The following is a 15077-nucleotide window of genomic DNA, read 5'->3' as shown; positions in this document are numbered from 1 at the left end:
CCCGACTTTTTATCTGTCTCCTTACCAAAACGTCTAAAGCTCGGGTATCATACACGCTAGTCGTAGCAGGAACCATGTATGAAGATCATCAACATTAATTTAAACGGCATTCGCCGCGCCGTAGAACGCGGCTTTCTGGAGTGGCTGCAGCAGCAGGACGCAGATGTGATCTGTGTACAGAATCTGCAAGCCAAATCCTACGAATTGGATGACAGTATCCTTTACCCACAGGGTTATGAAGGTTACTTTTTTGACGCCGACCAGGACGATTACAGCGGCGTCGGTGTCTACTGCCGCAAGCTGCCTAAGGCCATTATGACCGGTCTGGGTTTTGAGCAGGCAGACTTTCAGGGCCGATACATTCAAGCCGACTTTGACAAGGTCAGTATCGCCTCTTTCCTGATGCCGGATAACAGTTCGCCTCAGGAAAAATACGCCTTTATGGAGCAGTTCAACGAGTATCTGAAGAAACTGCGCCGTAAACGCCGTGAGCACATTATCTGCGGCAGCTGGTATACCGCTCATAAGACGATTGATCTGGCAGACTGGTCCAATAATCAGGACACACCGGGTTTCCGTCCAGTTGAACGTGCCTGGCTGGATCAGGTGTTTGGGCCAATGGGCTTTCTGGATACCTTCCGTGAAGTCAACCGTGAAGAAAACCAGTTCTCCTGGTACCCGGAGCTGGATCAGCCCCGTAACCGTCAGGATGGCTGGCGTATCGATTATCAGGTGACGGGGCCAAATATGCGCCGTAACATCGTTAACGCCTGGTTTGATACCCAAGCGACCTTCTCAGAGCACGTACCTCTGGTTGTCGAGTACGATCTCGAGCTGTAAGCATCCTGGTTCTCGTTTACGATGACTGCCCGGTAGATGCTTTCGCTCAGCCTGGAGCTGAGTTTAAGAGTCGCATTAAGTCCCGAACTTAAAACTTGACCGGACAGACACGAAAAAGGCCTACACTTGTAGGCCTTTTTTGCATCTGCCGCTCCATCAATAGAGAGCATTAATACGAGAGCATTAATACGAGAGCATTAAGCAGAAACAGATCGCGTCATTACTCAGCCAGTGCCTGCTGTTGCAGCTCAAACAGCTCACCACAGCCTTTCTTCGCCAGCTCCAGCATCGCCAGCAGCTCTTCCTGAGAGTAAGGCGCACCTTCTGCCGTGCCCTGTACCTCAATAAAACCACCCTGATCGGTCATCACCACATTCATATCGGTTTCCGCACTGGAATCTTCCGGGTAATCCAGATCCAGTACCGGCATACCTTCATAAACACCGACAGAGATCGACGCAATCATCTGCTTCAGCGGATCAGACTTGATCATTTTCTCACGCTGCATCCAACGCAATGCGTCCACCAACGCCACACAAGCACCGGTAATGGATGCGGTACGGGTACCACCATCCGCCTGAATCACATCACAATCGATCTGAATGGTATGCTCACCCAGCGCCTCCATATCCACCGCTGCACGCAGGGCGCGACCGATCAGACGCTGAATCTCCTGAGTACGGCCGGATTGCTTACCACGGGCCGCTTCACGGTTCATACGACTGCCGGTCGAACGCGGCAACATACCGTACTCAGCCGTCACCCAACCTTGGTTTTTACCACGCAGGAAACGGGGCACAGAAGCATCCACCGAGGCCGTACAGATCACCTTGGTATTGCCAAATTCAACCAGCACGGAGCCTTCCGCATGGCAGGTATAGTTACGGGTAATCTTCACATCGCGCATCTGGTCTGATGCACGTCCACTTGGACGAGTTGTCATACAACACCTTTACTGGAAATGGTTTCATCGAAAACAGTAAGACGGTCAGCGCACAGCAGTACCAAAGCGACACTCAGCACACAATGACCGCAAAAAGACTGGAATAACGCAATTATACACGTCCTGACCGGGCAGGCAGACTTTAAAGCACGATTTCGCTAAACTAGCCCACTATAAATCAGCACGTAATATTCTCACTCAGGAGCTCCAAATGACTCACAGCATGACCGCTTTTACCCGGCAAGAAGCCCAGTACCCTTGGGGAAGCCTGAGTTGGGAGATACGTTCCGTGAATCAGCGTTTTCTGGAGCCACACTTCCGCCTGCCTGAAACCCTGCGTGAGCTGGAACCGGCTATCCGTGAACTGCAACGTAAACAACTCAATCGCGGTAAGGTAGAGTCCGTACTACGCTTCCAACCGGCTCAGGTCAGCGACCAATTCTCTATCAATGAGACCCTGATCAAACAGCTGGCCGGTGCCGCCGAAAGCATCAGCAGTCATCTGCAGAACCCAGCCAAGATCAACCCTCTGGAACTGATGCAGTGGCCCGGTGTACTGCAAAACGAAGAAGTGGATCAGGACGAGATCAAAAAAGCCGCGCTGGAACTGTACAAACAGGGCCTGAAAGACCTGATCAAAGCCCGTGCCCGTGAAGGTGAAGAGCTGGCCAACCTGATTGTACAGCGCCTGGATGGCATCGACGAGATCGTCAAACAGGTACGTGCAGCCCTACCGGGTATTCTGGAACGTCAGCGCCAACAGATACTGGAAAAACTGGAAACCATTAAAGAAGAACTGGACCCCGCCCGTATCGAGCAGGAGATGGTGATTCTGGCCAACAAAACCGATGTCGCCGAAGAGCTGGATCGTTTAGATACCCACGTGACCGAAGTACGCCGTATCCTAAAGAAAAAAGACCCCATTGGACGCCGTCTGGACTTCCTGATGCAGGAACTGAACCGGGAAGCGAATACTCTGGCGTCTAAATCTATCGTGACGGAAACCACTCAGTGTGCGGTGGAATTGAAGGTACTGATCGAACAGATGCGCGAGCAGATTCAGAACATCGAATAACCCGAACGTGATTTATCGGTTCACTGGCTGATACGGATTCAGTTATCAGTCAGTCTCTGGCTCTTTCAGCTATCCCTGATAGCCAATAGCCTGAAGCTGCCTCTCTGCAGCAGGGCCCAGATAATCACGAATACTGGTGAAAAAAGCGGGCCATTGCTGTTGATTATTTTTGCATAGATAAGCCTGCGCTAATTGATCCATCGCCTGTGGCACGGCGATACCTCTCTTTACCTGCTCTTGTAACTGATAATTCAGACGATCCAGCACTGTTTTACGGAAGCGCTTTAATCGATCGGCATTCAGCCGTAACTCATTGATCGTCTGCTGAGCCTGAACCGGGCTAATCCCCGCTTTATTACAGTTATTCGTATTAACTGAAAGTATACCGGTTGCTCTGTCACACTTAAAAACCCCAGGAAACGCAGGCACATCTGTCAGTGGGTTCAGGATAACGCCCGTCAGATTCTGATCAGCTTTTGGCACATCACAGGAATGATCCGGGCTGGTATAACGTGCACTGCTATCTATAACATCATTTCTACTACCACCGTGACAGCAGCCCAATAGATTATGCCAGTCCAGATGCCAGTTATGGCTTCCCGCAACAGTAGCGGATTTAGGATGAAAATGCTCAACCCGAAAGTCTGCTACGCCGTTTTCATCTTCATCCGCATCAAGAAGGTCAATTTCGCAATACGCGCATAAGCCGTTCTGATCAGCTTTTAACTGCTGTTGTACCTGCGTTTTCCGTCCTGTTTTTTTGCTGAATGCCTCCCAGGTATTACCAGGAGCAGAAATGCGATAATTTTCTAATAGTGACGGTTCCTGTCCCTTTAGAACCTTTTTCATGATTGGTTACGCTCCCACTCTTTCATTCGAATATCCATATTCAGACGAGCCAGTTCTGGTTCAAACTCCCCCCCCCAGCGTTGTAGCTCATCCCTTAATCTCAGCGCTTCATCACCATCCCATTGATCTCCAGACACCAATGCCTGATACCGATGTAGCTTCTGTACAATCTCTAACGCCTCCACGCGAGGACTCTTAAGGCCCAGCACGTCCAGTAACATCTGCTGAGCTTCTGCCCCTTCAGAAAAAGATATCGGGACCAGCTCTGGCCGCTCATCCTGCCAGTCAATCACACGTAAGCATTCCGGTTTAACGGAAGAGATCACCTGAGGACTATGGGTCGAGACAATAAACTGAACATTCGGGAAAGTGCGCATCAGATCCAGCAGAATGGTTTGCTGCCAGCCCGGATGTAAATGAAGGTCTACTTCATCAATCAGGACCACACCTTCGGTCTGCAAAGGATCTGACATATCCGGGTTAGCTTCCGCCATTCTGGCCGCAATATCCATCACCATAGCCAGCGTTGTACGGTAACCATCACTCAGTTGCTCCATTCTGAGTGTCTTTTTCACCCCATCATGCAGCCAGTCCACCTCTATTCCTGCCGGTTGAGCGGCTACCGGATGACTGAACTCCGGCAACATCGTATTAATCGCTTTGCGAATGGCTTTAAGCTCAGGTATTTCTACATCAAAAGAGCGCTTCTCTTTCTGTAAGCGGTTCTCTTTCGATTCCAGATAATAAAAGTACTCAACAAAGCTTTTAAAGTTGGTCCGGCTTTCAAGAGAGCCATTAAACGCATCAAACCGGCTGAATGCCTTCTGAAAACTCCGTTTGCGCTGAGGAATCGAAAATACGCCTCGTCCAGTACCGTAATAGATAAAAACAGGAAGCTCAAAAGCCTGTTGCTCATTCAGGCCATCAATGAACTGATCAACATATTGATTCAATGCTTTAATGCCGATTCCATCAGGAATCAGTTTTTTGGTTTTTTCAGATTGATCCCGTTTTTCAGTGCGATCCCAGCTTACACCATGGGCTGACTCGCAATGAATACGCATAAATGGCGGCTTCCGACCATCCGGGAAGACCTGAAAGTCAGCCGCTTTAGGGCTTAAACCAGACACGTCAGGTAAACGCGTCAGAAAAGCCCCTAACGCAACAGCAACACCATCGAGAATACTCGTTTTACCCGCGCCATTACGCGCCACTAATACCGATAGCTGAGGGTGAAATTGAAGTGTAAAGTCGCTAAAACGGCGAAAGTGTTGCAAGCGCAGCGTGTTGATTTTCATACCAGTCAGTCTTTCTTAATAGTGTTTTTCAATATAGGCGTATGCTTTATCAAATAACTCTTTATCTTTTCCTAGCCCAAACTTTGCCAGAGTGACCATCAAAGCTCGCTGAACTAAACGAGGACCGCTTTCAGAAGCTTGCCAACCATCAAACCGGGTTGCTATTACGATATCATCGATAGCTTCTACAACATCACCAATCACTTTTGGGGTTGAATCAGGTCGTGTTTCCAGGAAGAGCTTTGTTAGGGCCTGCTTATTATCTTCTTCCGTTACCACTTGTTCACCCGTATCACGCTCTGCCTGAACAGCATCTCGCGCGGTATCTAACAGGCCTTTTAACCAATCCAACGCCTTAATAACACCAGCCTCATAATCCCTGCGCAGTTTTTCCAAACGCTCACCCAATTCAACAAACTTAGGCTCGTCATGCCCGCGCAAACGCCCCATCAGATCAATCTCCAAGCGTTTTGCTCTTTGTTCCTGCTCCTGAGGAGTCAGAGTAAACAGAGCATGCTCATCCATCACCAGCTCATCAATATCTCTACGGATACGTTTAATATCCGTATGTTCGTGAATCATTTTGACAGTTTCGGGCCCTAATGCAGCCCAGACCAATGCCCCGGTTTGCCCAACAGGCCGAACCGATTCATACACCTGAGCCAGCCACTGATAATCCTGGCGATAAGGCGTTAAAAAAGGATCAGGGCTAATGGCCGACCAGAGTTTTGCCAAAACACCAAAACAGGCGGCAAACTCGTCGCGCTTTTCATTCGAGGGCAAGCAGTCCTGTGCCGCCATAATGCCTTCAAAACCCTCAACAGAGCGATCAACATCAGGAAAAAAGGTCAAACATTTATCTGGCTGTGCCGGTAACAGTTCTTTAAAGGCTTCAATGCCTTCAACAACACCATCAATCTCTTCCGGGTTATAAGCCAGGGCAGTACGTAGATTCTCGAATACCCCCAAATAATCGATAATCAGCCCCATGCCTTTATGCACTTCATTCGTTTCATACAGGCGGTTGGTCCTACACATCGCTTGCAACAGCGTATGATCCCGCAAAGGCTTGTCCAGGTACATGCAGTAGCAGATTGGCGCATCAAAACCCGTTAACAGCTTGGAGGTCACGATAATCAGCTGTAGCGGCTGTTTCGGATCTTTATAGCGCTCGATCAGATCTTTCTGCAACTGATCATCAGCATCAAGGGTTTGCCAGCGTTCAAAGTCTTCCGCTTTAATCGCCAGCTCCAGCTCATCATGCCACTTGAGCCAATCTTTGTTTTTCTTACCTTCTTTATCAATCCTCGGGGCAGGGTCCACATTCATCACCACTTCAACGGCATCAAACCCCAATCGCTTACCCAATAGGTGATACATGGTGACGCAGGCTTCACGGTCATAGACCACCACCATGCCTTTCATCTTTTTCGGCAGTACATGTTGCTTGAAGTGCTTCGCAATATCCTTACTGACCGCCTTCATGCGCTTAGGGGCTTTCAGCATAACGGCCAGTTTGCCAGCCCGTTTTGACAGAGTCGCTTTTTCGTCTTCAGATAAGTTATTTTCCTGAGCTATACGCTCAAACTCTTCATTAATGGCATCCTGATCCACTCTGAGTTCCGCGAGACGCGGCTCAAACTTCACCGGGTTTGTTGCGCCATCACGAATCGACTGTTTATAGCTGTAGCGATTCATATAACGACCGGGGTCTTCATCAGCACCAAATAACTTAAAGGTGTTGCGATCAATGCCTGAAATCGGCGTACCGGTTAAACCATAAAAATGGGCATTCGGCAGTGCCCAACGCATTTTTTCACCCAGATCACCTTCTTGAGTTCGGTGTGCTTCATCCACCAATACAACGATATTTTCTCGGGCATTCAGGCCATCGGCCTGGCTTTCATCCACCTTAATATCCTGAAACTTAAAGATGGTTGTGATCAGAATGCCTCGCTTATCCTGCTCTATATACTCGCCCAGCTTTTTACAGCTTTTCACCTGAACAAGATTTTTAACATCGGCACCACCAAAGGTTTCATTGATCTGGCTATCCAGGTCCCGACGATCAACCACAATCAGAACAGTAGGGTTATTTAGCCCATTATCAGAGCGCAGCATTTTAGCGGCATACAGCATCAACAAGGATTTACCAGACCCCTGAAAATGCCAGATCAGACCTTTTTTCGGATAGCCTTGTTTAACACGCTCAACAACTTGCTTCGCGGCTTCAAACTGAGGATAACGAGGTAAAATCTTAATGCGCTTAGGTGGAGTATCCTTCCCGGTTTTAAGCGAAGAGAAGAGCGCAAAAGATTCCAGTAACTGCAATAGCGTCTGAGGATTTAATAAACCCTCCGCACTATCCAGCACAGCATTCAGACCGGGCAATATATCCCCTCGCTGCTCGGTACGGTGCCACGGCCCCCAATCTTTTACTCGGGCATTAACAGCACCATAAGCAAAGGTTTTACCTTCACTGGCAAAACACAGCAGATTCGGTACAAAAAACGGCTGCACATTCTGCCAATAATGCTTAGTACCACCCATAAAGTCCGCAGCACCATCCTGCCAGGTCACGCTCGGCCGCGTCGCCGTTTTGACCTCACCCACCACCAGAGGCATACCGTTGATATAAAGCACAATATCAAAATAAGCTTCCGTTGCCGCCTGGTAATGCACCTGACGCGATATCACAAAGTGATTGTTTTCAATATTATCGAAGTCGATCAGATTGATCGTGATATGGTCGCCGTTTTCACCAAATGGCAACGTCTTTTCAGCCATTAACCATTCATGAAAATTTTCATTGGCCTTAACCAACCCTGTATGCTTTGCTTCCAGCACCAAACCACGCAGCTTATAGATCACCTCATCGGCATAATCCGGTTGATTCTTAAGGTCAGGGTTTAATGAACAAAGCGCCTCTTTAAGCCACTCATCAACGAAAATATCCTGCGACTTTTTAGGCAGGCTATCACCGTGACAGTAAGTCCACTTTACCCCGTCTAAGCTCTTTAAACGGTCAATAATTCCATCTTCTGTGACACTTTTTTCGTTGAACATTAATTAAACCATCTTAGAAACAAGGCTATTATTTATTTTATTTACAACTGTTACTTTATCATTCAAATGTCTTTTTAAATCTAAAAAAACACTTTCACTCTCTAACAATCTATCAACAACCCTGTCATCATCAGGGTATAATATCTTTATCTTTAATAAATTCTTACTAGTCAGATTTTTTTGAACCCCTCCGGATGCTATTTGAGATATATAATGCTGCACTCTAGGAAGCATAAGAAACAATTTTATATAATAAGGATTAAAACCTGGTTTCAGCCTGAACCTAATAATAAAAGCACCAGGTATTATATCGCAATCATCTTTATCATAAACAGCAACCAACCCACATGTTCCAGATCGAGTAATTAAAATATCACCTGGCTTAAGAAAGTGCTTACTAAAGGTACTTTCTTTAAGGTTTGCAAATGGAATTGTTTCATAGTTTATCTCACCATCATTTGTAAAATCAGTAGTTCTTATTGTTCCTATATTGCCTGTCGAAGAATAAAGATCTGAGGGATAGCGAGGTCCAAAAGCTGATTCAAATGTTATATCAGATAACCCAACTTCACTAAACCCTTTAGGAATATTCCCCCAAAATCCTGGCCCTCCATTTTTTGTAAATAATAAATCATTGGTCATGGCAGCCCTTAATCTAGAGTGAGAAATAACCATTGAATCATTAGTATCCAATAATTCCTGACACTTAATAAATAAATCTGAAAAAACATTCAGTTTCTTCTCGCCAGGTAGACACAAGTCTAGCTTAGCTAGCTCTTTATACTTTGTTCTTGGAGATAGTGACCCCGAGGAAGTATTAACTGCATGTTCCCAAAATCCATCAGACTGAATTATGAACGGTAAAATTTTAGGGACTACTAAGCTATCTCTAGGTTCAAGCACGATAATATCGCCAGAACAAATCCCATCGAACTCCGCAATCGCGGCCTTTTTCAAGTAAGGCCGGCGTTTACCAAATAATATTTGTCCTTTTTTAAAGACACGGGTAAAACTGGGTTTATCTTCTGCAATTAAACCCCAGCGCTTAATTTTCAGTGAACCGGAGTCCAAATGCTCAAGACCGATATAACGCTCATAACCATCGGCAATAGGGTCTTTAGTCGTTAATTTAACTTCGCGGCAGATATCACCAAATTTTACAGTTTGCTTGTCAGTCATTAATCTGCGGCTCCGTTTTTATTGAGCTTTTTGTGTAACACTTTTCTGGCTTCTTCAGCCATCTCATCAGTAAACACTTTATTTTTCTTTGCTTTGGGCACTTCATAACCAAGATCGGCAAGGCTTTTAAACAGTTTTTTGGTTTGTTTTTTTAGCTGTACCCGGCTGACTTTCCAAGCTTCAATCGCATGGCCAATATCATGGGTTTCATCGGTACTTTTAGCCTGTACATACAGAGGAATCGATAGATTATGCTGGTTTTCAGCAATGGTGCCGATATCCACTAATGCGGTGATATCACTCTGCTTTTCTGGCTCAAAATAGGCTTGTGTCAGCACATCCAGATCATTATCTGACAGGCGACTATGAGCGCGTTCACGGGTGACATGTTCGACGCCGTTAATAAACAGAATCTTATTTTTTCGCTCTGCGGGTTTATTGCAGTTCAGTACAACAACGCAGGATTCCATCGGTGAGTTATAGAACAGGTTTGGCCCTAAGCCTATCACCGCTTCGATAATATCCGACTCAATAACTTGCTTACGGATCGATTGCTCTGAGTCGCGAAAAAGTACGCCATGGGGCCATAACATAGCCGCCCGGCCGGTATCCGGTTTCAGGCTCTGAATAATATGCGTGTAGAAAGCATAATCCGCACAGCCCTGAGGCGGTACACCGTAGAGGTTACGGCCAAAAGGGTCTGCTGAGAATTTATCCCGATTCCATTTTTTAATGGAGTATGGCGGGTTAGCAAAAATCACATCAAACTGTTTAAGCTGATCACCTTCGATAAACTTCGGCTCTCCCAATGTATCCCCACGCAGTACATCAAACTCTTCGATATCGTGCAGAAACATATTCATACGGGCGATAGCGGAGGTCAGTAAATTCACTTCCTGCCCATAAAGATGCACGCTACGCCATTCTTCGCCGCGAGCACGCAGATCCATTACCGCATTGAGTAACATTCCGCCTGTGCCACACGTAGGATCGTAGGCCGTCTCACTCGGTTTCAAGCCCATTATTCGGGTCATTAAATGTACAACGGTACGGTTGGTATAGAACTCTGCAGCGGTATGACCGGAATCATCAGCAAACTTTTTAATCAGATATTCATAGGCTTCACCCAGATCATCCTGGGCAACCGATTGAATCCCCAATGGAATTTTACTGAAGTGTTCAATCAGATCTGCCAATAAGTGATCTGGCAGGCGCTCTTTATTGGTCCATTGAGCATCACCAAATACACCATGCAAACGTGGATTATTGGACTCAATCAAGCGTAGTGCTTTCTGAATCGCCTCGCCAATCTCTTTACTGGTATTACGTATCTTTTCCCAACGGGCTTCTTCAGGAATTTTAAACCTGTGATACATCGGCATCACAGCATATTCAGCATCCCCATCATGAATACCCAATGCTTCGTTATATTCTTCCAGGTAAACATCGGATAGGCGCTTATAAAACAGCAGCGGAAAGATATATTGTTTGTAGTCTGAAGCATCAATCTGACCACGCAGAAATTCTGCTGCGCCCCAGAGAAGACTTTCTAAATCTATTTTGTTCATGAAGTGCAGTAATCCATATATTCCAGCTCAATAGTGTAAGCGAGGGTTAGTTTCATACTTCAAAACCTTCCTTTATAAGCAAGGCTTCCAGTTCCTCTTCTGCTTTTTCTAAAGCTGCAAGCTTTTGCTGAAAATCCTGTAATGCTTCTTCAACCGTGATGGTCTCTTCTTCCAATGGTTTCTGCACATAACGGGCAATATTCAGATTAAAATCATTCTCTTCGATTTCATCCAATGAGACCCAACGGGCAATACCTTCAATTTCTTCTGCTTCAGGACCCTTTTCTTGCTGGGTCTGATAAATATGATAGATGTCATCAGATTGATCATTACTCAGCGTATTCTGCGCTCGGCCTTTGGTATAAATCTCTTCAGCATTAACGATAAGTACGTGTTCTTGATGAGATTCGGGTCTGGTCTTGCGTAATACCAGTATGCAAGCAGGAATACCTGTGCCATAAAACAGGTTTGAAGCGACGCCGATAATCGCTTCGATACGATTTTCTTTCAGCAATTTAGTCCGAATTTTTCCCTCTGCTCCACCACGAAATAACACGCCATGAGGTAATACCACGGCCATTCGGCCTGACTTATTCAGTGAAGCAAACATATGCTGCACCCAGGCAAAGTCACCGTTCGTTTTAGGAGCCAGACCATAATGCTTGCGACCATAGGGATCGTCAGACCATTGATCATATCCCCACTCTTTTAAACTAAAAGGCGGGTTAGCAATAACACAATCAAATGTTTCCAGCTGATCCTGTAGCAAGAATTTAGGCTCACGCAGCGTATCACCACGAAGAATGCTGAAGTCTTCCTGACCGTGCAGGAATAGGTTCATTCTAGCAATCGCTTCTGTCGTTAGGTTTTTTTCCTGACCTTTGATTTTTAATAAGCGAGGGTCACCACCCTGTTCTTTAACATGATGGATGGTCTCTAACAGCATACCACCAGTTCCACAGGCAGGATCATAGACACTCTCGCCTGCTTTAGGATCAAGGATATTGACCATCAAACGTACAATGGTACGGGGGGTATAGAACTCACCTGCTTTTTTATTTGCTTTATCTGCAAAGCGTTTAATCAGGTATTCATAAGCTCGCCCCATATCATCATCACGGACGCTGGCGACCCCAAGATTTACCTGATGGAAATGATCAAGCAATGTGATGAGTAACTCGTCTGGCAGGCGCTCTTTGTTGGTCCAGCCCGCATCCCCGAAAATGCCATGCAGTTTAGGGTTAGCAAGCTCAATACCACGAAATGCATTTTTCAGGGCCTGACCAATATCACTAGGCTTGTTGCGTACTTTATCCCAATGACAACCCTCAGGAATCTGTATACGGTGGAACATATCCTGCCTAGCAATCTCTTCATCACCGACCTGCTCTAAAGCCTCTTTGAGCTCTTCATCGTAAACATCACAAATACGTTTATAAAACAGGATGGGAAAGATATATGTTTTATAGTCAGACGCATCAATTGGGCCCGTGATGATATGGGCTGCATGCCAAAGATGCGCTTCCAGGTCTTTTAATTTAATCAGTGTCATTCTTTATTTCTCAATCGCATCCTGCGGCTCAGGGGGAGTCTTTTTTCGTTGAGGCCAGTATTTTCAATTTAATAATGAGTTTATCACTGGAGTAGAGTCAGACAATATATTCCTTTTCAAACATTAAGTTATCTAATTTGATGGTATTTCCAGCCCCCAAGTACCGATCTTATGCTAAAAGTATATGTTACAGCTTTCGAATATTTCGAAAAGCTTGCTTCACAATACAGCTTTGCGAATAATTCGAATAGGACCATTTGAGAGATGCAAAACAATGCAAACACATGAACAACTGCCTTCTGCAGAAGAAGCAGCTCTGGCGAAACTTTGCAGCCAGGAGCTGGCAGCAATATTAGAAACTAAGGCAGAGGTACAGACGCTTTCTATGCAGGATAAAAGTGGTGAAACCCACTCGGTAAATCTGCCGGTTAGCGCTTTGCGCATGTTAGTAGATGTACTAACGGAACTGGGTGAGGGCAACGCCGTTAAGCTGGTGCCAATTCATGCAGAACTGACCACACAGGAAGCTGCCGACTTGCTAAATGTCTCAAGGCCTACCCTGATTAAATTGCTGGATGATGGAGAGATCTCATTCCACCGTTCCGGTAATCGTCGCAAGGTACGATTTGCAGATCTACGCCAGTATCAGGAAACACTTGAAAAGAACCGGCTTAGTGCCCTTGAGGAATTAAGCGCTCTTGATCAGGAGTTAGGGCTGGGTTACTGATGAGCTCCAACTACACTGTTATCTATGATGCCTGTGTAATGTATCCAACAAAATAGGACCGACTTTTATCAGGAGCCTATATATTCAATTAATATGCAAAACCGGCCAATTTATCTATCGCAAACTGTAAGTGTTTATCATTAAATAAAGATAATTTTCGCTGTGCCCATTTGTCCTCTGCAGGCCAGCGCTGCAACCCCTCTTTGATAGATATAAGATTAGGCTCGCAACCTTCCTGAACCAACAACCAATCCACAGAGGATAGCAACTCTAAGCCAAAAGGTGATTCGAAACCTGATATTAGCTCACTGGCTTCTTCCAGTGCGGAGAGATACTCTTTGCCTTCTGAATATAAGTAGGTTGTTATCCGATCCTTTTCACTATCGTTAAACCAGATAACATCCAACGGATCGCAGTCTGGAATGCGCTTATCTGATTTCAGGTAACTACCGTCCAGAGCATTCAAAAGATGGTCAAGGTTATTTGCATAAGGCCCGTAATAGTTAGCTTCAAATCTCAACTTGAGCTCATTATTAAGCCCTTTCCTCTCTACCGTTCGCTGTAAGAACCAGGCCAGTTTCTGAATCTCCAGCAGGCTACACTCCATACCTAGAATCCAGTAACGTCGTACCAGCTCAGCAACTAATGCTCGTGCAGGTGTGAGCTTTTTTACACCTGTTTTTTTGCTCACATTTTGATATTGCGTAGTCGGTTCATAAATAATTATTTCAACATCAACAATATCACCCAAAACGTCCTCTATTCTGGGCTTTACATCCTTCCAGTTCAGTCCACCGTTGCCAGCACCCAGCGGGGGAATGGCAATGGAACGAACCTTGTTAGCCAAAATAAAATGACGCAAATCTACTAGGCCTTCATCAATCCACTCCATTTTTGATCTAGCCCGCCAATGTTGCTTGGTTGGAAAGTTAACAATCCAACGAGGCCCCATCATGTCTCCAGTCTCTGTGACAAACACTCTACCCGTTTGTACTCTTTGCTCCTTACAGGCTTTAGCATACTCCTGCATATTTATAGGAAACCGCTCCTTAAACATCAGAGCAATCCCTTTCCCCATCACTCCCACTGTATTGACGGTATTCACCAGAGCATCAACTTCTGCTTCTAACAAATTGCCTTGTGTATATTTAATCATCAGAAGTACCACCCTGTTCGAGCATAAACAGGTATATTAATTTTTCGTTCATGTAGCCAGTTATCCAACATGACTTTTACATCTTCAGTGTAACAAACCATGCCTATCAGAGCCTCTACAGGGCAGGACTGATAAACCAAAGCCTCAGCCTGATAGCGCTCAAATTTTGCAGGGTCGTTAGGCGCACGCTGGAAATCTCTAGCTTGAAGTATCGACCAATCAATCTTATCCAGATCCTCAAGATCAGTATAAAAATTACTCCAAGCGTAATAAGCATGGCTATCAGTAAATACATAAGGCAGGCCCATTGCCTGTATCTGATACAGATTAGACACCAAAATAACGATATCTTCATTTGGCCGCTGGCGTACACCTCCCCAACCACTGTGGATATTTTTCAGCATGGGTGAAAAAGGCGTGAAGTAAAACGGAACATAATCGTTTAAGTAGCCTTGAGCACCAACAGGCACGGCATGCGTAGCTCTTTTATGAGTTAGCTCTGGGTTTCCTATCGGCACCCAATTAGGGCATTGGATCGTACTATTACCACAGTGCAAACCATTATCCAGAACCCAGGGGATATTGTCCCTGTGAACAATACGCCAAATCAGAGCCTTCTCTGGGTTGAGGGTCGCTTGGTAGTTATATGCCACTTAATTACCTACAAACATCTTTGGAACATGATCCACTTTCGATTAGCAATGCTTGCATCATACTCTCTTTGATCTTGTACGTTTTAGTCAAATGTAATTCAGGTAGCAATACCCCGGATCAATCCAGTGGCTTTTCAGCGTAGATGAATTGCAAAAGGCGGGTAAAATGGT

At 45.6% G+C, this 15077-nt stretch carries 12 protein-coding genes; 3 read left to right on the top strand and 9 right to left on the bottom strand.

Annotation, left to right across the window (positions count from 1 at the left end; genetic code table 11):
• Positions 1–78 precede the first annotated feature (78 nt).
• Complete coding sequence (locus H579_RS0103655; protein ID WP_028299551.1) at positions 79–840, top strand: exodeoxyribonuclease III; 762 nt, start codon at positions 79–81, stop codon at positions 838–840.
• A gap of 220 nt (positions 841–1060) precedes the next feature.
• Here the strand turns inward: H579_RS0103655 and rph are convergent, their stop codons facing one another.
• On the bottom strand, positions 1061–1783 hold the full coding sequence (gene rph, locus H579_RS0103650) for a ribonuclease PH (RefSeq protein WP_028299550.1): 723 nt from the start codon (positions 1781–1783) through the stop codon (positions 1061–1063).
• Positions 1784–1994: 211 nt separating this feature from the next.
• Between rph and H579_RS0103645 the strand changes: the two genes are divergently transcribed.
• Positions 1995–2858, top strand: coding sequence for a YicC/YloC family endoribonuclease (locus H579_RS0103645; protein ID WP_028299549.1), 864 nt, complete (start codon positions 1995–1997; stop codon positions 2856–2858).
• Positions 2859–2927: 69 nt separating this feature from the next.
• Here the strand turns inward: H579_RS0103645 and H579_RS0103640 are convergent, their stop codons facing one another.
• The 6 genes from H579_RS0103640 to H579_RS0103615 are packed head-to-tail and all read right to left on the bottom strand — an operon-like array spanning position 2928 to position 12370.
• Entirely contained in the window at positions 2928–3707 is a 780-nt protein-coding gene (locus tag H579_RS0103640; protein ID WP_028299548.1) for a retron system putative HNH endonuclease, read from the bottom strand.
• Positions 3704–5005 carry an AAA family ATPase gene (locus H579_RS0103635; protein ID WP_028299547.1) on the bottom strand — a complete coding sequence of 434 codons (1302 nt, stop codon included), beginning with the start codon at positions 5003–5005 and terminating at the stop codon, positions 3704–3706. The genes H579_RS0103640 and H579_RS0103635 overlap by 4 nt, the downstream gene beginning before the upstream one ends.
• Before the next feature lie 15 nt (positions 5006–5020).
• Positions 5021–8071: a type I restriction endonuclease subunit R gene (locus tag H579_RS0103630; protein ID WP_028299546.1), complete on the bottom strand. Its 3051-nt coding sequence runs from the start codon at positions 8069–8071 to the stop codon at positions 5021–5023.
• A 3-nt stretch (positions 8072–8074) separates the two neighbouring features.
• Positions 8075–9250, bottom strand: a complete 1176-nt coding sequence (locus H579_RS28420) for a restriction endonuclease subunit S (protein ID WP_084623888.1) — start codon at positions 9248–9250, stop codon at positions 8075–8077.
• Positions 9250–10818, bottom strand: coding sequence for a type I restriction-modification system subunit M (locus tag H579_RS24100; protein ID WP_211224660.1), 1569 nt, complete (start codon positions 10816–10818; stop codon positions 9250–9252). The genes H579_RS28420 and H579_RS24100 overlap by 1 nt, the downstream gene beginning before the upstream one ends.
• A 52-nt stretch (positions 10819–10870) precedes the next feature.
• A complete protein-coding gene (locus H579_RS0103615) occupies positions 10871–12370 on the bottom strand; it encodes a type I restriction-modification system subunit M (RefSeq protein ID WP_028299545.1) in 1500 nt (499 codons plus the stop codon).
• A gap of 274 nt (positions 12371–12644) precedes the next feature.
• Between H579_RS0103615 and H579_RS0103610 the strand changes: the two genes are divergently transcribed.
• A complete protein-coding gene (locus tag H579_RS0103610; protein WP_028299544.1) occupies positions 12645–13097 on the top strand; it encodes a helix-turn-helix domain-containing protein in 453 nt (150 codons plus the stop codon).
• Positions 13098–13185: 88 nt separating this feature from the next.
• Here the strand turns inward: H579_RS0103610 and darG are convergent, their stop codons facing one another.
• On the bottom strand, positions 13186–14253 hold the full coding sequence (darG, locus tag H579_RS0103605) for a type II toxin-antitoxin system antitoxin DNA ADP-ribosyl glycohydrolase DarG (RefSeq protein WP_028299543.1): 1068 nt from the start codon (positions 14251–14253) through the stop codon (positions 13186–13188).
• Positions 14253–14906: a type II toxin-antitoxin system toxin DNA ADP-ribosyl transferase DarT gene (gene darT, locus H579_RS0103600; RefSeq protein WP_028299542.1), complete on the bottom strand. Its 654-nt coding sequence runs from the start codon at positions 14904–14906 to the stop codon at positions 14253–14255. The genes darG and darT overlap by 1 nt, the downstream gene beginning before the upstream one ends.
• Positions 14907–15077 lie beyond the last annotated feature (171 nt).

The sequence above is a fragment of the Oceanospirillum beijerinckii DSM 7166 genome, assembly GCF_000422425.1.
Taxonomy (GTDB): domain Bacteria; phylum Pseudomonadota; class Gammaproteobacteria; order Pseudomonadales; family Halomonadaceae; genus Oceanospirillum; species Oceanospirillum beijerinckii.
This window is presented reverse-complemented; position numbering and strand designations above follow the sequence as displayed.